16 protein-coding genes are annotated in these 18,319 nt (G+C 64.2%); 11 read left to right on the plus strand and 5 right to left on the minus strand.

From position 1 onward, the window contains the following. Positions 1 to 24 precede the first annotated feature (24 nt). Positions 25 to 972: an alpha/beta fold hydrolase gene (locus NKG60_RS02635; RefSeq protein WP_352865373.1), complete on the plus strand. Its 948-nt coding sequence runs from the start codon at positions 25 to 27 to the stop codon at positions 970 to 972. 5 nt (positions 973 to 977) lie between these two features. Beyond that, the gene (locus NKG60_RS02640) at positions 978 to 1,979 is read left to right on the plus strand and encodes an NADP-dependent oxidoreductase (protein ID WP_352974006.1); all 1,002 of its coding nucleotides are present in this window, start codon (positions 978 to 980) and stop codon (positions 1,977 to 1,979) included. Here NKG60_RS02640 and NKG60_RS02645 read toward each other — a convergent pair. Continuing rightward, positions 1,972 to 2,901 carry a sugar kinase gene (locus tag NKG60_RS02645; RefSeq protein WP_352865379.1) on the minus strand — a complete coding sequence of 310 codons (930 nt, stop codon included), beginning with the start codon at positions 2,899 to 2,901 and terminating at the stop codon, positions 1,972 to 1,974. The genes NKG60_RS02640 and NKG60_RS02645 overlap by 8 nt on opposite strands. 157 nt (positions 2,902 to 3,058) lie before the next feature. Between NKG60_RS02645 and NKG60_RS02650 the strand changes: the two genes are divergently transcribed. The 3 genes from NKG60_RS02650 (at position 3,059) to NKG60_RS02660 (ending at position 5,573) form a co-directional block, all read left to right on the plus strand. Beyond that, complete coding sequence (locus NKG60_RS02650) at positions 3,059 to 3,505, plus strand: FixH family protein (protein WP_352865476.1); 447 nt, start codon at positions 3,059 to 3,061, stop codon at positions 3,503 to 3,505. Positions 3,506 to 3,512: 7 nt separating this feature from the next. Then, positions 3,513 to 4,712, plus strand: a complete 1,200-nt coding sequence (locus NKG60_RS02655) for a cytochrome-c peroxidase (RefSeq protein ID WP_352865382.1) — start codon at positions 3,513 to 3,515, stop codon at positions 4,710 to 4,712. Positions 4,713 to 4,841: 129 nt separating this feature from the next. Then, positions 4,842 to 5,573 (plus strand): cysteine hydrolase family protein, encoded by a 732-nt coding sequence (locus NKG60_RS02660; protein WP_352865385.1) that lies wholly within the window; start codon positions 4,842 to 4,844, stop codon positions 5,571 to 5,573. Positions 5,574 to 5,594: 21 nt separating this feature from the next. Here the strand turns inward: NKG60_RS02660 and NKG60_RS02665 are convergent, their stop codons facing one another. Continuing rightward, positions 5,595 to 6,047, minus strand: a complete 453-nt coding sequence (locus tag NKG60_RS02665) for an Lrp/AsnC family transcriptional regulator (RefSeq protein ID WP_292226421.1) — start codon at positions 6,045 to 6,047, stop codon at positions 5,595 to 5,597. Between the two features lie 162 nt (positions 6,048 to 6,209). Here NKG60_RS02665 and putA point away from each other — a divergent pair, with 162 nt between their 5' ends. Continuing rightward, on the plus strand, positions 6,210 to 9,821 hold the full coding sequence (gene putA / locus NKG60_RS02670) for a bifunctional proline dehydrogenase/L-glutamate gamma-semialdehyde dehydrogenase PutA (protein WP_352974010.1): 3,612 nt from the start codon (positions 6,210 to 6,212) through the stop codon (positions 9,819 to 9,821). A gap of 69 nt (positions 9,822 to 9,890) precedes the next feature. Here putA and tolA read toward each other — a convergent pair whose 3' ends face one another. Genes tolA through NKG60_RS02685 form a run of 3 tightly spaced genes read right to left on the minus strand, consistent with a single transcriptional unit; the run spans position 9,891 to position 13,855 of the window. Beyond that, complete coding sequence (gene tolA, locus NKG60_RS02675) at positions 9,891 to 11,174, minus strand: cell envelope integrity protein TolA (RefSeq protein WP_352865391.1); 1,284 nt, start codon at positions 11,172 to 11,174, stop codon at positions 9,891 to 9,893. A 36-nt stretch (positions 11,175 to 11,210) separates the two neighbouring features. Continuing rightward, positions 11,211 to 11,642: a hypothetical protein gene (locus NKG60_RS02680; RefSeq protein ID WP_352666001.1), complete on the minus strand. Its 432-nt coding sequence runs from the start codon at positions 11,640 to 11,642 to the stop codon at positions 11,211 to 11,213. A gap of 5 nt (positions 11,643 to 11,647) precedes the next feature. Beyond that, on the minus strand, positions 11,648 to 13,855 hold the full coding sequence (locus NKG60_RS02685) for a TonB-dependent hemoglobin/transferrin/lactoferrin family receptor (protein ID WP_502911894.1): 2,208 nt from the start codon (positions 13,853 to 13,855) through the stop codon (positions 11,648 to 11,650). Positions 13,856 to 14,056: 201 nt separating this feature from the next. Between NKG60_RS02685 and hemP the strand changes: the two genes are divergently transcribed. From hemP to NKG60_RS02710, 5 genes are all read left to right on the plus strand, one after another. Continuing rightward, on the plus strand, positions 14,057 to 14,263 hold the full coding sequence (gene hemP, locus NKG60_RS02690; protein WP_352451949.1) for a hemin uptake protein HemP: 207 nt from the start codon (positions 14,057 to 14,059) through the stop codon (positions 14,261 to 14,263). A gap of 9 nt (positions 14,264 to 14,272) precedes the next feature. Then, positions 14,273 to 15,334, plus strand: a complete 1,062-nt coding sequence (locus NKG60_RS02695; RefSeq protein WP_352865397.1) for a hemin-degrading factor — start codon at positions 14,273 to 14,275, stop codon at positions 15,332 to 15,334. An 11-nt stretch (positions 15,335 to 15,345) separates the two neighbouring features. Next, positions 15,346 to 16,254: a heme/hemin ABC transporter substrate-binding protein gene (locus tag NKG60_RS02700; RefSeq protein ID WP_352865399.1), complete on the plus strand. Its 909-nt coding sequence runs from the start codon at positions 15,346 to 15,348 to the stop codon at positions 16,252 to 16,254. Between the two features lie 5 nt (positions 16,255 to 16,259). Further along, a complete protein-coding gene (locus NKG60_RS02705; RefSeq protein ID WP_352865401.1) occupies positions 16,260 to 17,363 on the plus strand; it encodes a FecCD family ABC transporter permease in 1,104 nt (367 codons plus the stop codon). 155 nt (positions 17,364 to 17,518) lie between these two features. Continuing rightward, the gene (locus NKG60_RS02710; protein ID WP_352865403.1) at positions 17,519 to 18,307 is read left to right on the plus strand and encodes a heme ABC transporter ATP-binding protein; all 789 of its coding nucleotides are present in this window, start codon (positions 17,519 to 17,521) and stop codon (positions 18,305 to 18,307) included. Positions 18,308 to 18,319: the final 12 nt, after the last annotated feature.

An 18,319-nucleotide genomic window follows, 5' to 3' on the forward strand; every position in this document is an offset into this window, starting at 1 on the left:
CCCTACGAGACGGAGGCGCCAAACATGACACATACATCCAATCGGCCGCCGCGTTCACCGGCATTATTCCGGGACGCGCCAACGCTCTCGATCGATGTCGGCGGCACAGCATTTGCTTACAGGGAACTCGGGCCCAGGGCGGGCGTGCCGGTGATCCTGCTCAACCATCTGGCTGCTCAGCTGGACAATTTTGATCCGCGCATTGTCGATGGCCTCGCTGCGACCCGGGGGGTGATTGCCTTCGACAATCGCGGCATCGGTGCTTCGGGAGGCAAAACTCCGTCGACCATTTCCGGCATGGCGCGGGATGCAATCGCCTTTATCCGGGCGCTGGGGTTCGAAGAAGTCGATCTCTTCGGCTTTTCACTCGGCGGCTTCGTGGCGCAGGAGATTGTGCTGACCGAGCCCAAGCTTGTGCGCAAACTCATCCTGGCTGGCACGGGGCCGGCCGGTGGGCAAGGCATCGACAAGGTGACGCCGCTGACGATCGTGGACATGATCAAGGGCGCGCTGACTTTTCGGGATCCGAAATACTATCTCTTCTTCACAAGAACGCCGAATGGCCGCCGCGCCGCAAACGCATTTCTGCAACGATTGAAAGAGCGCCGGAATAACCGGGACAAAGCGGTATCGCTGAGCGCGTTCGGCGCGCAACTCAAGGCGATCAAGGCCTACGGACTGCAGGCGCCACAAGACCTGAGCACCATCCGCATTCCCACTTTAGTTGCGAATGGCGACCAGGACAGGATGGTGCCGAGCAGCAATACCTACGATCTCGCCGGGCGTATCCCGGGGGCGCATCTGGTCATCTATCCGGATGCCGGGCATGGCGGGGTATTTCAGAACTACGCCGATTTTGTCCGGAAAGCCCTGTCCTTCCTCGAAACCGGACGTGTCCCACAATGCGGCTTTTCAGCCGAACGCGCACGGCTCGTTTTTGCCTGCGTACCCATACCTTGTCTTAGAAAGTAACTGCCATGAAGGCATTCGTTGTCGATAAGTATAATAAAAAGGGCACCCTGCGGCTGGCCGAAATGCCGGAACCGGAGCTCCAGGACAGCGATGTTCTGGTCGAGGTCCATGCCGCAGGGGTGAACCTGCTCGATTCCAAGATCAGAACCGGAGAATTCAAACTCATCCTGCCCTATCGCCGGCCGTTCATCCTGGGCCACGACGTGGCCGGGAAGGTTATCCGCGTGGGATCCAAGGTCCGCAAGTTCAAAGCCGGCGACGAGGTCTATGCGCGACCGCGCGATGGCCGGATTGGGACATTCGCCGAATTCATTGCCGTGAATGAGGCCGACGTAGCCTTGAAGCCTGCGAATCTCAGTATGGAAGAGGCGGCCTCGATTCCCCTGGTCGGTTTGACCGCCTGGCAGATGCTCGTTGAAAGGGCAAACCTGAGGAAGGGACAGAAGATCTTCATTCAGGCTGGTTCCGGCGGCGTCGGGACATTTGCTATTCAGTTGGCCAAGCACCTCGGCGCGACCGTTGCGACAACCGCGAGCGCGGCGAGTGCCGATCTGGTCAAAAGTCTCGGCCCCGATGTCGTCGTCGACTACAGGAAAGACGACTTCGAGAAAGTTCTGTCGGGCTACGACGTCGTCTTGAACAGCCAGGACGCCAAGACACTCGAAAAATCCCTGAACGTGCTGAAACCGGGTGGGAAGCTCATCTCCATCTCGGGTCCGCCGGACCCCGAATTTGCCAGGGAAAAGGGACTGAATTTGGTGCTGAGGCTGGTGCTGCGCCTACTCAGCCGCGGAATTCGGGCCAAAGCCAAGCGCCGTGGCGTGCAGTTTTCGTTCCTCTTCATGTGGGCGCAGGGCGATCAGCTGAGCAAAATCACCGCCCTCATCGAAGCCGGCGCGATCCGCCCGGTTGTGGATCGGGTCTTTCCCTTCGAAGCGACCAATGACGCCCTGGCCTATGTCGAAACAGGACGCGCCAAGGGCAAGGTCGTCATCAAGGTCAGATAGCAAGTCCTTCGAACGCTGCCCGCAGCGTCTCGAACGGCGCGAGTGCGCCGCGCACCTGCACGACGGCGGCGGCGACGCGATGGGCGCGCTGCACCGCCTCAGTCGGCGCATGGCCGGCAAGGCGAGCGGCGAGATAGGCGCCGTTGAAGGAGTCGCCGGCGCCGGTGGTGTCGACAGGGTTGGCGACGTGCACCGCCGGCACCGATTGCGAGGTACCGTTTTGCGCTATCAGCGCCGGTTCCTCGCCGTTCTTGACGACGACTTCGCCGACCAGTTTTCGCAGCCGTTCGGCTGTTTTCTGCGGTGTCGTATCACCAAACAGCATCTGCTCGTCGGGAAAGGTCGGGAGCGCGATATCGGCGACGGCGAGCGCCTCGAGGATCGCGGCCTGCGCTTCCTCGCGCCGGCGCCATAGCCGCGGCCGGTAATTGGGATCGAAGGCAATCAGCGAGCCGGCCACGCGCGCCTCGGCCACGGCCGTCAGCAGCACCTTGCGTGCATCCTCGTCTAGGATTGCCAAGGTGATGCCGGAAAAATAGACAAGCGCCTGGTTTTCAAGGCTTTTCTGCAGAGCGGCTGGGTCGGAAGCCAGCTGCCTGGCGGCCGCATCGGCCCGCCAATAGGTGAAAGAACGTTCGGCGCCGGTCAGCGTGATCGCATAGAGGCCGGGGCGGGCGCCCGCTATCACCGGGCTGGCGCCGATGCCGATGCCGTTCTCGGCCAGGAACTTGATCTGGTCGCGTGAGAACGGGTCGTCGCCGAAGGCCGACACATAGGTCGCCGGCCTCTCGCTGCTCAAGGCATGCAGCGCCCACAAAGTGTTGAACGTGTCGCCGGCAAAGCCCATGCGCCAATTTGGCCCGGCCTGGCCCGAAAGCTCGAGCATGCACTCGCCGATCGAGGCGATGCCGTTTCCTGCCATGAAGCACTCCTCCATCCTGCAATTGCGGTGCTGTAGCTTTTTGCGGCCGGCAGCGCCATGCTCGGCGACGGCGGATTCTTGCACTGGGCGCGATTTCCCACAGGGGCGTGGGACGCGATCTGCCCAGCGAAACGTTATCCGCAGAACAGGAATGGGTTTGGCATCGTTATGGCGTTATCTTCTTGGAGGCCTCGGCCTGGCTGCCTTGCTCGCTGGCGTGCTGGCCGTCGTCTATCTGACGGCGCCGCATGCACCCCAACCAAGCTCGGACGTAGGCCGTTCCCAGACGACGGCGAACAAGCTGTTCGTGGCGACTTTCGAGCCCGAGAAAGGCGTCATCCGGCAGGGCGAACTGGAATCCTGGCTGCTGACGCTCAAAACCGTCGAGGGTGCGCCGGTGGAAGGTGCTGCGATAACGATTTCCGGCGGCATGCCGCAGCACAAGCACGGTCTACCGACCAGCCCGCAGGCGACCGATTACCTCGGCGCGGGGCGCTATCGCATCGACGGCGTGAAATTCACGATGAGCGGGTGGTGGCAATTGCATTTTGCCATTTCCGCTGCGGCCGGTTCGGACACTGTCGTCTTCAACGTGGTGCTGTGAGGCACTGATGAGCCGGCTTTCCAGCCTTCTCGCGTTGGTGATGGTGGCCGTGCTCGCCGGCTGCGGCAGATCGGAGTTTTCCGACGCCGAAAAGCAGACCATCGCCTCGCTGGCGCTGTCCAAGTTGCCGCCGCTGAAGCCCGACACCACCAATCGCTTCGCCGATGTGCCGGCCGCCGCGGCACTCGGCTCGACGCTGTTTTTCGACACCGGGATGAGCGGCGGCGGCACGGTATCATGCTCGACCTGCCACAAGATCGACCGCCAGTTCCAGGACGACCTGCCGCAAGCGGTCGGCGTCGGCCGCACCAACCGGCGTACCATGCCGTTGGCCGGCGTCGCGCATGATCCCTGGTTCTTCTGGGACGGGCGGCGCGACAGCCTGTGGGCGCAAGCACTGACACCGCTCGAAAATCCGCTGGAGCAGGCCGGCAACCGCGCCGCCTTCGCGCATTACATCAAGGCCCGCTTCGGCGAGCGCTACGAGCGCATCTTCGGGCCGCTGCCTGACCTTTCGAGCGTGCCGGCCAATGCCAGCCCGCTCGGCACCGATGCCGAGAAGGCGGCCTGGAACGCCATGCCCGCCAGCCAAGCCGAGGACGTCAACCGCGTCTTTGCCAATATCGGCAAGGCGATCGCCGCCTTCGAGCGCTCGATCGCGCCGCCGCAGACACGCTTCGACCGCTTTGCCATCGACCTGGCTGCGGGCGCCGAGCCGAAAGGCGACGCCGCCTTTTCGCCGGAGGAAATCCTCGGCCTGAAATTGTTCATCGGCAAGGCCAATTGCGTGACCTGCCACAACGGCCCGCGTCTTACCGACGGCAGCTTCCACAATACCGGCGTGCCGCCGGTCGCGGGCCTGCCGCCGGATCGCGGCCGCGTCGACGCGGTACGCCAAGTCGAGGCCGACCCGTTCAACTGTTTCGGCGTCTTTCGCGACGGCGATGCCGACGCCTGCCGCGAACTGCGCTTCATGGTCAAGACCGGGCCGGAACTCGTCCGCGCCTACAAGACTCCGTCGCTGCGCGGTGTCGCCACCCGTCCGCCCTACATGCATGCCGGGCAGTTTTCCTCGCTCGACGAAGTGGTGGCGCATTACTCCAGGGCGCTGGCAAGTGTCGAAGGCACATCCGAGATCCACCCGCTGCAGCTCTCTGACCGCGAGCGCGCGGCGCTGGTGGCGTTTTTGAAGACGCTGGCGGAGTGAGGCCGGGTTAGTCTGCGACAAGAGCGGACCATCGTCTTGGGCCGCCAAGTAACGTTGACACGATGCAGGGTCGCTGCTCATGATAACAAAGGCGCAAAGTGCGATACCTCAGGCTGTGGGAGGATAAAAATGCAGCCACTTGTCATCGACGCAAAATCTCAACCTGTTTCAATTGACCCCGCCAAGACTGCAGTTCTCGTCGTGGACATGCAGAATGACTTCGGCTCGAAAGGCGGAATGTTCGACAGAGCCGGCATCGATATCTCCGGGATTCAAAAGGCTGTCGGCCCTACTGCAACCGTAGCAGCGGCCGCTCGCAAGTTGAGACTGCCCGTCATCTATCTGAAGATGGGGTATCATTCCGACCTTTCGGATCTCGGGACATCGGATGCCCCCAATCGTCTCCGACATCTCCGGATCTTTGGGGTCGGTGAGAAAATGACAGCGCCGGATGGCAGTGAGAGCCGGATTCTGATCCGCGACACCTGGGGAACAGACATCGTCAACGACCTAAGGCCGGAGGCGGGGGATGTTGTCCTCTACAAAACCCGGTTCAGCGGCTTCTACGAGACCGAACTCGATGCTGTTCTGAAGGCCGCAGGCATCAAACAGCTCATCGTGACTGGGTGCACGACCAGCGTGTGTGTGGAGTCGACAATTCGGGATGCCTTCTTCAGGGACTATCACTGCATCCTGCTGACGGATTGCACGAGCGAACCCATCGCATTGGACGCCCCACGGAGCAACCATGACGCCTCGATTACGCTCGTGCAGATACTCTTTGGATGGACATCGACGTCCGACCATTTCCTGAAGGGGATCGAGGAGCAATTTCAGGAGCGTCTTGAACGAGCCGGATGAGCTGACGAGCTCGGTGAGCGCCTATCGATCCTTCACCGTCTCCATCGCGACAAACGTTGAGGTCTGGGCGACGTGCGGCAGGGCGGAGATGCGCTCGCCGAGCACGCGGCGGTAGGCGGCGATGTCGGTGGTGCGGACCTTCAGCAGATAGTCGAAGCTCGATGCCATCATGTGGCACTGCTCGATCTCCGGCACCGCCTGCACGGCGCGGTTGAAGGCGTCGAGCGCGGCCGAGCGGGTGTCGGACAGTTTCACCTGGACGAAGGCGACATGGCCTTCGCCCATGCGCTCACGGTCGATGATCGCCTGGTAGCCCCTGATGAAGCCGTCCTTCTCCAGCCGTTTGACCCGTGCCTGCACCGGCGTCTTCGACAGGCCGACTTTCGCCGCCAGTTCCGACATGGAAAGCCGGCCATTGCTGCCCAGAGTCGACAGGATGTTCCTGTCGATCCGGTCCAATTGGTCTTCTGTCACTGGATTCCTGGTCGAATTGGAGGTGATCAGTCCTAATGATAGATCGATCGATCTGTTCTGTCGACTTCTTTGGACCGACTGGAATCCCTACTTATGTTAGCTTGCGCCGTTCGGTCCGGTGACCGCCGGCCCGCTCCCTTATGCTCGCTCTACAGGACCGCCATGCCAGCGCTCGACACCATCCGCCAGCAGATCCGTGCCAATTATTTGCCCGACGAAGATCAGGCGGTGAAGCGGCTGGCCGATGCGGCCGGGCTGTCCGCGCAAGAACGCAAGGCGATTTCGGCCCGTGCAGCCGATCTGGTGCGCGCGGTGCGCGGCTCGTCCGATCCGCGGCTGATGGAGGTCTTCCTGTCAGCCTATGGCCTCTCGACCAAAGAAGGCGTGGCGCTGATGTGCCTGGCCGAGGCGCTACTGCGCGTGCCCGACACCGAGACGATGGACGACCTCATCGCCGACAAGATTGCGCCGCACGACTGGTCGGCGCATTCGGGCGGCTCGAGCTCGATCTTCATCAATGCGTCGACGTGGGCGCTGATGCTGACCGGCCGCGTGCTTGACGAAGGCGAGGGCGGCATCGAAGGCACGCTGCGCGCCATGGTGCGCCGGCTGGGCGAGCCGGTCATCCGCAAGGCGGTGGCGGCGGCGATGCGCGAGATGGGTGAGCAGTTCGTGCTCGGCCGCACCATTGCCGAGGCGGTCAGGCGCGGCCGTCCGATGACGCAGAAGGGCTATCTCTATTCTTTCGACATGCTGGGCGAGGCGGCCCGCACCGAGGCCGACGCACTGCGCTACCTCAAGGCATATGCCGACGCCATCTCCTCGCTCGACGCCGGCGCCAACGGCCCCGACATCCGCCAGAACCACGGCATTTCGGTAAAACTGTCGGCGCTGCATCCGCGCTATGAGGTGACGCAGAAGGAAAAGATGCTGCCCGTCATGGCCGAGCGGCTGCTGTCGCTGGCGCTGGCGGCGCGCCATTCGCGCATGGGGCTCAATATCGATGCCGAGGAGGCAGACCGCCTCGATTTGTCGCTCGACGTCATCGAACGGGTGCTGGCCGAGCCGGAGCTGGCCGGCTGGAACGGTTTTGGCGTCGTCGTGCAGGCCTATGGCCCGCGCGCCGCTTTCGTCATCGACTGGCTCTACGAATTGGCGAGGAAATACGACCGCAGCATCATGGTGCGGCTGGTCAAGGGCGCCTATTGGGACACCGAGATCAAGCGGGCGCAGACGCTCGGGCTCGACGGCTATCCGGTCTTTACCCGCAAGGCCAACACCGACGTCTCCTATTTGGCCTGCGCTAAGAAGCTGTTGGCGATGACCGATCGCATCTATCCGCAATTCGCCACACATAACGCCCACACCGTCGCCGCCATCCTGTCGATGACGACGGACCGCGACACATTCGAGTTCCAGCGGCTGCACGGCATGGGCGAAGCACTGCACGAGACGGTGCGCAAGGCCGAAGGCACGCGCTGCCGCATCTATGCGCCGGTCGGCGCGCATTCCGACCTGCTCGCCTATCTGGTCCGCCGGCTGCTGGAGAACGGCGCCAACTCCTCGTTTGTCCACCAGCTCACCGACGAGGAGGTCGAGCCCGAGGACATCGCCCGCGACCCGCTCGAAACCGTGGAGAAGCAAGGTCCCGCCGCCAATCCGGCGATCGTGCCGCCATCGGCGATTTTTGGCCCCGGCCGGCGCAACTCCAAGGGTTTCGATATCGCCGACACGCTGACGCTGGCTGCGATCGACAAGGCGAGGGCCGAGTTCGCCGGGCCGGAGCGCTGGCACGCCAAGCCGGTCAGCCGCGCCGCCGGCTACGGCAAGCAGCGTCCGGTGGTCAATCCGGCAAAACCTTCGGAAGTGGTCGGCACGGTCAGCGAGGCCGGCGCCAAGCAGGTCGAGACCGCCGTGCGCATCGCCGTCGAGGCACAACCGGCATGGGCAAGACGCCCGGTCGCTGAGCGTGCTGCCATCCTCAACCGGGCGGCCGATCTCTACGAGGCGAACGCCGTCGAGTTCTTCGCGCTGGCCGCACGCGAGGCAGGCAAGTCACTGGCCGACGGCGTTGCCGAGGTGCGCGAGGCGGTCGACTTCCTGCGCTACTATGCTGCCGAGGCGGTCAATGCCGAGGCGGGCACCGAGGCGCGCGGCGCCATCGCCTGCATCTCGCCGTGGAATTTTCCGCTCGCCATCTTCACCGGGCAGATTGCGGCGGCACTCGTCACCGGTAATTCCGTCATCGCCAAACCGGCCGAGCAGACGCCGCTGATCGCCTTTCGCGCCGTCCAGCTGCTGCGCGAGGCCGGCGTGCCGGAAGACGTCATCCAGCTTCTGCCCGGCGACGGCCCCTCGGTCGGGGGCCCGCTGACCGCCGATCCGCGCATTGCCGGCGTCTGCTTCACCGGCTCGACCGAGGTCGCCAAGCTGATCGAAAAGCAGCTCGCCGAGACCGCCGCGCCCGACGCCATGCTGATCGCCGAGACCGGCGGCCTGAACGCCATGATCGTCGATTCCACCGCGCTACCCGAACAGGCGGTGCGCGACATCCTGGCCTCCGCCTTCCAGAGTGCCGGCCAGCGCTGCTCGGCATTGCGAATTCTCTATGTGCAGAAGGACGTCGAGAAGAAGATGCTGGAGATGCTGAAGGGCGCGATGGAAGCGCTCAGCCTCGGCGACCCCTGGCGGATCTCGACCGATGTGGGCCCGGTCATCGACGACGAGGCGCAGGCGTCGATCCGCGACTATTGCACGAAAATGGGCCTGCAGGGCCGGCTGATCGCCAAGCTCGAAGCGCCGAAGGACGGGCGCTTCGTCGCGCCCCACGTCTTTCGGGTCAAGGGCATCGAGGAGTTGGAGCGCGAGGTGTTCGGCCCGGTGCTGCATGTCGCCACCTTCGATGCCGACGAGATCGATGCGGTGATCGCCGCGATCAACCGCAAGGGCTATGGCCTGACCTTCGGCCTGCACACCCGCATCGAAGGCCGCGCCCAGCATTTCGTCGATGGCATCCATGCCGGCAACATCTACGTCAACCGCAACCAGATCGGCGCCGTCGTCGGCGCGCAGCCGTTCGGCGGCGAGGGCCTTTCCGGCACCGGGCCGAAGGCCGGCGGGCCACATTATCTCCGGCGCTTCCGCAAGGGACCGGAGGCCGGCACCCATCTTGCCGAAGGCCGCAAGGTGACGGCGACCGAGCTCGCCGACAATCTGCCGGACCCGGCGTTTGGCGGCTGGTCGACGCGTCCAGATCGTGTCGCCATCCTGAGGAAACATCTGCGCGGCAAGGGTGCCGCGGCCATCGGCACTGCAGCCGCGATCGATTTCGGCCAGGTCGACCTGCCCGGGCCGACCGGCGAGGCCAACACGCTGTCGCTGTCGCCGCGCGGCCGCGTGCTGTGCCTCGGTCCGGACGCGGATACGCTGCTTGCCCAGGCGATCCAGGCGCTGGCCGCCGGTAATGCGGTGCTCGCCGTCGCCCCAGGCGCGCCGGCGGCACTGTCGGCGCTGACCGGCAAGGGCCTGCCGCTGGCGGCGATCGACGGCCGTCCGGACCCGGTCGAAGCGCGCTCGCTGCGCGTCGATGTGGTTGCCTTTTCCGGCACGCCCGAGGCCGCGCGCATCGTGCGCAAGGTCATCGCCGAGCGCGCCGGCCCGATCGTGCCGCTGATCAGCGAAGTCTATTATCCGGCCGCCTATGCGCACGAGCGCGCCGTCTGCGTCGACACCACGGCGGCGGGCGGCAATGGCAGCCTGCTGGCCGCTGCGTAGGGTTTCGCCAGGGCTCGCGTATCGCGGGCAGGGGCGGCGCCGACTTTGGTGCCGGCATAGGGACGGTCGCTACCTGATACCGAGCGGCACCTCGAACTGCCAGGCCGAGCGACCGGCTCCGTCTGGAATCGGCGGAAACGGAGATGCCCGGCGGACCGCGTCGAGTGCGGCCTTGTCCAGCGCGGTAACACCTGAACTGCCCGTCAGCCTGGCCGACCGGACGTTGCCATTCGAGCCGACGGTAAAGGCAACGGTTGCTGTGCCGGTGGCGCGCGTGCGTGTCGAATTGAAGGCCCGCACCAGCTTTGACCTGATCTTGCCGGGGTAGTTCGTGACGGCTGCATTGCCGATGCCTGATTTGCCGCCCCTGCTGGCGGTCAGGAGCTTGCCGTCCTTCCTGCCGTCGGCCATGCCGCGCGCGACATCCGTTTCGTCACGGCCGCCGGAGCCGGTCTTTCTCTTCTTGGAATCGGCTTTGGCAAGTGCCTTGCCCGACTTCTTGCGCAGGGTCGGCTTTTCAGGCTCATCTGGTTCGGCTTTCCCGGCCGGCTTTTTCTGCGCGGTTGCCTTCTTCGGCTGCTTGGGCTTCGGCCTGTCCGGCTTCGGTTCTTCCGCCGCGCCGACTGTCTCGGTCGTCTGAACTGTTTCGGCTGGCCTCGGAGCGGCTGGTACCGGCGCGTTTGTCTCGGCAGGTTTGGCCGTTTCGACGGCGCTTGCTGGCGGCGGCACGGCATTGTCGTCGGTAGGCACCAGCCTGTCGATCGCAAGAATGTCGGGCGATGGGTCTTGGCGCGCCGGCTGCGCAGGAGCTGGCTCGGTGCGATCGGCAGGCGCAGCAGTTTCCGTTGCGGCCTCGCTAACCGGCTCGACCACTCCCGATGCTTCGGCCGCGTCAGTGACCGGCTGGAGCGTCTCCTCGGCCGCGGTCGCCTGTGCCTCGACCGTTTCGACGGGCTTGGCCTCGAGCATGGTCACCATCGTTACGTTGGCCACTTCCGGGTCATCTGCGGCATCGCCGGCCGCCTGCTGCGGATCGGCGCCGAGCAGCATTTCGCCGTGCTGGTCGGCACCTTCGATCTTTGGCCGATCGTCCGGCAGCGTGAGAAAGGCCAGCGCCACCGCTACGTGGAATGCGCAAGAGCAGGTGATCGCCACCGTCCAGTTGCGGCGCCGCTGCTTCCGTCGTGCCTGCCGCAATGGCTCCGCCGGCACCGTAGGCAAGTCGCCGTCGGCATCGACGATGTAACCGTCTTCCGGCCTGTCGCGCAGCGAAACACGCAGCGCCCCGCGCGGGATGGCGAAATCCGGATCATCCGGCTCCGGCGGCAGGAAACCGGCTAGCGGCCACGCCACAGCGTTTCGTGCGAAGGCGGGTTCCAGTCCCAAAATTCAGACCCCGAAGGCGATGCCGGTCCTAGTCTGCGCCTTCAGCCCGCGCATGCAGGCATTCGGCTCGGCGCCGGCGCATTCCGTGGCGCTATTGATCAACACGCGGCTGACCTTGCCGCAATCGGTGCCGGCAAGGTCGAAACGCGTCACCTTGGTCTTGCCTGCCGGCAGCTCCTTGAAATCGAGCACGGTCAGCCGATCGACGACGCCGGCCTCATTGAACAATGCGATCTCGAATGCCGCCTTGGACAGACCGGCGCCGAGATTGTTGGTGACCACGAACGTCAGGCGGCAGCCCTTGTCGGAAGGCTGCGCGCCGTTGAGCTCGAGGAAAAGCGCCGGCACTTGCTGTTGTGTCCACGCCGGAGCCGCCGCAAGCAATATTGCCAGCACCGCGGCGAACAGACGAAGGGATGCCGTCATGCCTGTCATTGTCGTCAGCCTCCAAACCTCATGGTCGCCGCCAGCTTCAGGGTGACGCCGGGCTCGTAGACGACGCTCGTCGTCGATGCATTCAGCGGGTTGGCGTATTTGACGTCGAACAGATTGTCGGCGCGGAAATCGACCTTGAAATTGTCGGTCGCCTGGTAGCTGGCGAAGGCATTGACCAGCGTGTAGTCCCTGGCCACCGGGTTGCCCTGCGGCTTGCCGTTGTATTGCACTTCGCCGCCGATGGTCAGCCGGTCCTCGAGAAAGCGCAAGCCGAGTTGCCCGGTGATCTGGGGGGAGGGGACGGTGACAAGGTCCGCCCGTTCGCCTTCATAGGAAATCGTGTGGCCGTCGGTGATCGAGGCGGACAGGCCGGCAAAGCCCCAGGCGGCGTCATAGACGCCCTCCATCTCGAAGCCGTGGATCTTGGCCTTGGCGAAATTCTGATACTGGAAACAGATCGGTATGCCCGGACCGAACGGGCAGCCGCTGGTCGGGTCGAACGGCGATAGGGTCACGCCGTCGATGTAGTCGTCGACATTGTTGTTGAAATAGGCCGCCTTCAGCCGCAACGCGTCTTCGGCCTCAATGACGCCGTTGGTGCTGTAATTGACGCCGAATTCCACGGTCTTGCCGGTTTCGGGCTTGAGATTGGGATTGGGGAGGAACGGAAAGCTGACGCCTGCCGGATGATTGCCGCTGATCAGGGTCTCCGACAGCGACGGAGAACGGTAGCCTTCCGCATAGGTGCCGTAGAATTGCAGCCCGGAAAGGCTGGCGGTTTCGAAGGGCGAAACGCCCACTGTGATGCGTGGCGACAGCCGGTTGCCCGAGGTTTCGCCGACATCGCTGTCGAGCTTGTAGCTGTCGTAACGCAGCCCGGCGATGACCTCGAGCCAGTCCCAGGTGAGCTTGTCCTGGACGTAAGCGCCGGAGACGTTCCTGTTGCCCGAGGGCGTGTAGAAACTGTCGCCGCCCGCCGTGCCGCCTGTCTCGACATCGTCGCCAACCCAGTCGCCGCCATAGGTCAGCTCATGCGCAATGCCGACGGTCTCGAATCTCGACGTGTTCCAGATGTCGATGCCGGAGGTGCCGATGTCGAACGTCGATTTCGAGCCCGCCGGCAAAACCACGGGCAGGCCGGTGACCGGATCAAACCGGTTTTGCGCGACAAGGGTCGTCAGATCGAGCTTAGTCTTGTTGTAGGAGACGTTGATGTGGAGATCGAGCCAGCTTTTGTCTTCGTCGGTGATGTTGTAGCGGGCCGTGAAGGTATTCGCCTTGAGGTCGGCGTCGTTCACCGGCGTGCTGCCGCTGGTCTCGGTCCATCCGTCGTTCGAGCCGATCCAGCCCAGCTTCAGCTCGCTGTTTTCGCTGGGGCGGATGGTCGTCTTGAGGAGGCCGCTCAAGACGTCGAAGCCGGTGCCCGCTACAGTGGCGCCGCCGCCATGCTTGTAGTCGTCATAGTCGCGGTAGATGATATTGCCGAGCACGTCCCAGTTCTCGTTGATCCGATAGGCGCCGGTGGCACTGGTGGTCCAGCCTTCGCCGTTGGTTTCGTAGCGCCCGGTCGCAGATGCCGCCCAGGTCTCGTCCGGCTTGAGGAAATCCTGCGCATCCTTGGTATCGAAAAATACGACGCCGCCGATCGCCCCGGAGCCGTAGGTGTTGGCGACCGGGCCGCGGATCACGTCGACGGATTTGATCAGTTCGGGATCGATGTAGAAGGCCGATTGCGTACCGTGATCCGAGCGCTGGAAATTCTGGCGGGCACCGTCGACGATGACGGAGACGCGGCCGAAGTCCTGCAAGCCGCGGATGTTGATGCTGGAGCTGACACGCCTCGCGTCGGCTTGGACGGCGACACCGGGCACACCGAACAGCATCTCGTTGGGCGTCGTCGCCATGCGGCGCTCGAGCTGTTCCTCGTCGACATGGCTGGCTGAAGCAAGCGACTCGATCGCCGTCTCGCCGGTACGGCTGAGGATCAGGATCTTGTCGAGCAGCGTGGTACCCGCCGGCTTTGTCTTTTCGGGCTGTTGAGACCGGTCAGTCTGCTGCTGGTCAGTTGCCGGTTGGGCGGCCTGCTGGGCGCCGGCCGGTGTGGCGAGCAGCGGGATCGCCGCCGCGCCGGCCAAAAACGCAGCCATTTTGCTTGTCATAGAACAGTGTGTCAGGCCGTTGCCCGCCAGCCGTCCCCAATTCGCCAACCCCATGCTGCAACTCCAAGAATCCATGTTCGATGCTGGCTGGCTTGGGGCTCGCTGGCATTTTTCATCGCGTCCGGCGTCTTAAATGTTGACTCATTTACTCCGGTATTGCACTGCTAGATAACATGACCATTCGAGTCAAGAATTGAATCGGCATTTCACGCAGGCGCCGAGCCAGATGCCCGGCACAGGAAAGGGAGCGAACCCATGAACACGCACAATCCCAGCGACTTTCGCTATCGCGTCCGCCGTTCCGACGAAAATTCCGTCCGTTTCGACCGGGTCCAATCGGCCGTGAGAACGCTGTCAAGCAACACGCTGTTCCAGGGCGAGCACGAGATCGGCATCGAGCATCATGGTGCGCTGTACCGGCTGAAGATCACCCGGCAGGGCAAGCTCATCCTCAACAAGTAGGTGGTAGAAATGGACCAGCGCGTAAAACCCGCTCCGCACGAGATCCGGCGGGCACGGGCAGACAATCCGAAAATGCGCGAGCGCGATCTCGCCGCCCAGCTCGGTATTTCGGAGGCCGAACTGGTCGCCGCGCATTGCGGCGACGGCGTCGTGCGCGTCGAGCCGCGTGTCAACGACCTCTTGACTGGCCTGGAAGCTGTCGGTGAAGTGATGGCGCTGACCCGCAACGAAAGCGCGGTGCACGAGAAGATCGGCGTCTACGACAAGGTCGTCACCGGCAATCACAATGCCATGGTGCTCGGCGAAAACATCGACCTGCGCATCTTCCCGAAAGTCTGGGCGCACGGCTTCGCCGTGGAAAAGCGCGACGGCGCCGACATCCGACGCAGCCTGCAGTTCTTCGACACCGCAGGCGAGGCGATGCACAAGGTGCATCTCAGACCCGCCTCCAACCTCTACGCCTATCAGAAGCTGGTGGCCGGGCTGGAATCGCCGAACCAGGAACCGACGGTGGCGATTTCAGCGGGCGCGGCTGACGACGAGACCGAGACTGCGGACAATTCGGCGAGCGTCGACGATCTGCGCGACCGCTGGAGCCAGCTGACCGACGTGCATCAGTTCTTCGGCATGTTGAAGACACTGAAGCTCAGCCGCCGCCAGGCGGTGCGCATGGTCGGCCAGGACTACGCCTGGCTGGTCGACAAGGATGCGGTGAGCGCCATGTTCAACCACGCCGCTGCTGGCGCCATGCCGATCATGTGCTTTGTCGGCAATCGCGGCTGCATCCAGATCCATTCTGGCCCCGTCGCCTCGATCAAGCCGATGGGACCATGGCTCAATGTGCTCGACGAGACCTTCCATCTGCACCTGCGGACCGATCACATCGATGAGGTCTGGGCCGTGCGCAAGCCGACCAAGGACGGCCATGTCACGTCGCTCGAAGTCTATGGCGCCGACGGCAAGATGATCATCCAGTTCTTCGGTAAGCGGCATGAGAGCGAAAGCGAGCGCGAAGACTGGCGCTTTCTGGCCGAAAACCTGCCGCGAATCCCGAGCCCGACCGCAGCCTGAGAAAAACGACGATGGTTCTTTTCTCCAGGCTGGCATCGGTCTCCAAGTCGGCGCCTCGTCCTGCGGCCGCTGTTTTCATGGCGTTCGCCGCGCTGATGCCGGCTCAGGCCGCCGAGGGCATCGCGACTTTCGCCGACCGCTCGCGGATCGTGGCCATCGGCGGCTCGATCACCGAGATCGTCTACGCGCTCGGTGAACAGGATCGTCTTGTCGCACGCGATTCGACCAGCCGCTATCCGCAAGCGGCGGCGGAACTGCCTGATGTGGGCTACATGCGCCAGCTGTCGCCGGAGGGTGTGCTGTCGGTCAATCCGTCCGGTATACTGGCGCTGCACGGCAGCGGACCGAAGGAAACCGTCGACGTCTTGAAGAAATCAAGCGTCCCGTTCATCGAGGTGCCCGAGCGCTATGACAATCAAGGCATTCTCGAAAAGATCCACATCGTCGGCAAGGCGCTCGGCACCGAGGCCAAAGCCGATGCGCTGGCGGCCCAGATCGACACCAGGCTGAAGGCAGCCGAAAAGCAGACCGCCTCGATCAAGGAGCGCAAGCGCACCCTGTTCGTGCTGTCGATGCAGGGCGGCAAGCTGCTTGCCGCCGGCCGCGACACCGCCGCCGACGGCATCATCAAGCTTTCGGGCGGCATCAACGCCATCGACGGCTTTGCCGGCTACAAGCAATTGTCGGACGAGGCAGTCATCACCGCCAGGCCCGACGTGATCCTGATGATGAACAATGCCGGGCCGGCCACCGCGGATGACGAATTGTTTTCGAACCCTGCCGTGGCTTCGACGCCGGCGGGAGCCGCCCGCAGGCTGATCCGCATGGACGGCGGCTATCTGCTCGGCTTCGGCCCGCGCACGGCCGACGCCATCCACGATCTCGCCGTCTCGCTCTATGGCAGCCAGGTCACGGATTGAGCGCGATGGCCGATCATTCGATCGCCGGTGCGGCGGGAATTATGGTGACGGCAGCCGAGGGTGACCGCTCGCGGCGCGCCCACCTCGTCATCCTGCTGCTCTGCGTCGGGCTGACTATCGCCGTGCTGTTGTCGCTAACCTCCGGCGCATCCGATGCCTCGGCCATCGGCGTCATGCGCGACTGGCTGTTCGGCGCGCCGCCCGGCGATGCGGCGTTGAGCGCCCGCGACCACCTGATCATCCATGACATCCGTCTGCCGCGCATCATCCTGGGCGTGCTGATCGGCGCATCGCTTGCCGTGTCCGGTGCCGTCATGCAGGGGCTGTTCCGCAATCCCCTGGCCGACCCCGGCCTGATCGGCGTTTCGGCCGGATCGAGCCTCGGTGCGGTCGCCGTCATCGTGCTTGGCTCGACCATGCTGGCGCCGCTGACTTCGGCGCTCGGCACGCTGGCGTTGCCGCTGGCTGCGTTCTGCGGCGGGCTGGCGACGACATTGCTGCTCTATCAGGTCGCGACACGGCAAGGCCGAACCTCGGTCGCCACCATGCTGCTCGCCGGCATCGCGCTGGCGGCGCTTGCCATGGCGCTGACCGGCATCCTGATCTTCATGGCCGACGACCGGCAATTGCGCGACCTGACCTTCTGGCAGCTCGGCTCGCTGGGCGGCGCAACGTGGCAAAAAATCGGCTCGGTCGGACCGATCATCGTGCTAGCGCTGGCGGCAATGCCGTTCCTGGCGCGCGGCCTCAACGCGCTGGCGCTCGGCGAGGCCACGGCCGGCCATCTCGGCATTCCGGTGCAGCGGCTGAAATACACCGCGATCGTCGGCGTCTCGGCAGCGGTCGGCGCGTCGGTCGCCGTCAGCGGCGGCATCGGTTTCGTCGGCATCGTGGTGCCGCATCTGCTGCGCCTGCTGATAGGCCCCGATAACCGTTACCTGCTGCCGGCATCGGCGCTGCTCGGCGCCGCGCTGCTGCTGTTGGCCGACGCCGTTGCCCGCACCATTGTGGCCCCGGCCGAATTGCCGATCGGCATCGTCACCGCGGTCGCCGGTGCCCCGTTCTTCCTGTGGATCCTGCTGCGTAAGCGCGGCGTCATCGACCTGTGAGGGACCGTTTGGAAACTCTACTCTGGCGGCCATCTGATGGCGTTTTCTGCGCTTCCGGTGCTCACGGACCCAAATGTCCGCTGCGCTCCGGTTCTCGAAACCACCACCATATGGCTCGCCAGAGCGATTTTCGAAATAGTCTCTAAGGGGTTCTTATGATCGAAGCGCGCGATGTCTCGGTGGCGATCGGCGGCAAGCACATTGTCGCCAATGTCGATTTCGAGGCGCGGCCCGGCGAAATCGCCGCCATCGTCGGCCCCAACGGCTCGGGCAAGACGACCTTCCTCAGAGCACTGTCCGGCGATCTTGGCTATTCGGGAGAGGTCACCATCAACGGCCGCAATCTATCGGCGATGAAGCCGGTCGAGGCGGCGACGCTGCGCGCGGTGCTGCCGCAGGCGACGACGCTGTCGTTTCCCTTCACCGTGCGCGAGATCGTCAGGCTCGGCCTGGTCGGCGGGCGCTCCGGCGCGCTGTCCGGCGAGGACCAGCGCCTGCCCGAACGGGCGCTGGCTCGCGTCGACCTCAACGGTTTTGCCGGCCGCTTCTACCAGGAGCTGTCCGGCGGCGAACAGCAGCGCGTGCAGCTTGCCCGCGTACTCTGCCAGGTCTGGGCGCCGGCGCTCGACGGCAAGCCGCGCTATCTGTTCCTCGACGAGCCGGTGTCCAGCCTCGACATCAAACACCAGCTGATCATCATGGACATCGCGCGTGATTTCGCCAGACGCGGCGGCGGCGTGGTCGCCATCCTGCACGACCTCAATTTGACGGCGATGTATGCCGACCGGATTTTCGTCATGCATCGCGGCAGGCTCGCCGCTACAGGTTCGCCGCAACAGGTGCTCAGCGACGAGCTGATCGAAAAGGTCTTCGATTGCCGGGTGAAGGTTAGCGTGTTGCCGGCCGCAAACATGCCATTCGTATTGCCGCAATCGGCAGCGTAGGCAATCAGAGAA

This window comes from Mesorhizobium sp. M1428, assembly GCF_040317515.1.
Classification (GTDB): domain Bacteria; phylum Pseudomonadota; class Alphaproteobacteria; order Rhizobiales; family Rhizobiaceae; genus Mesorhizobium.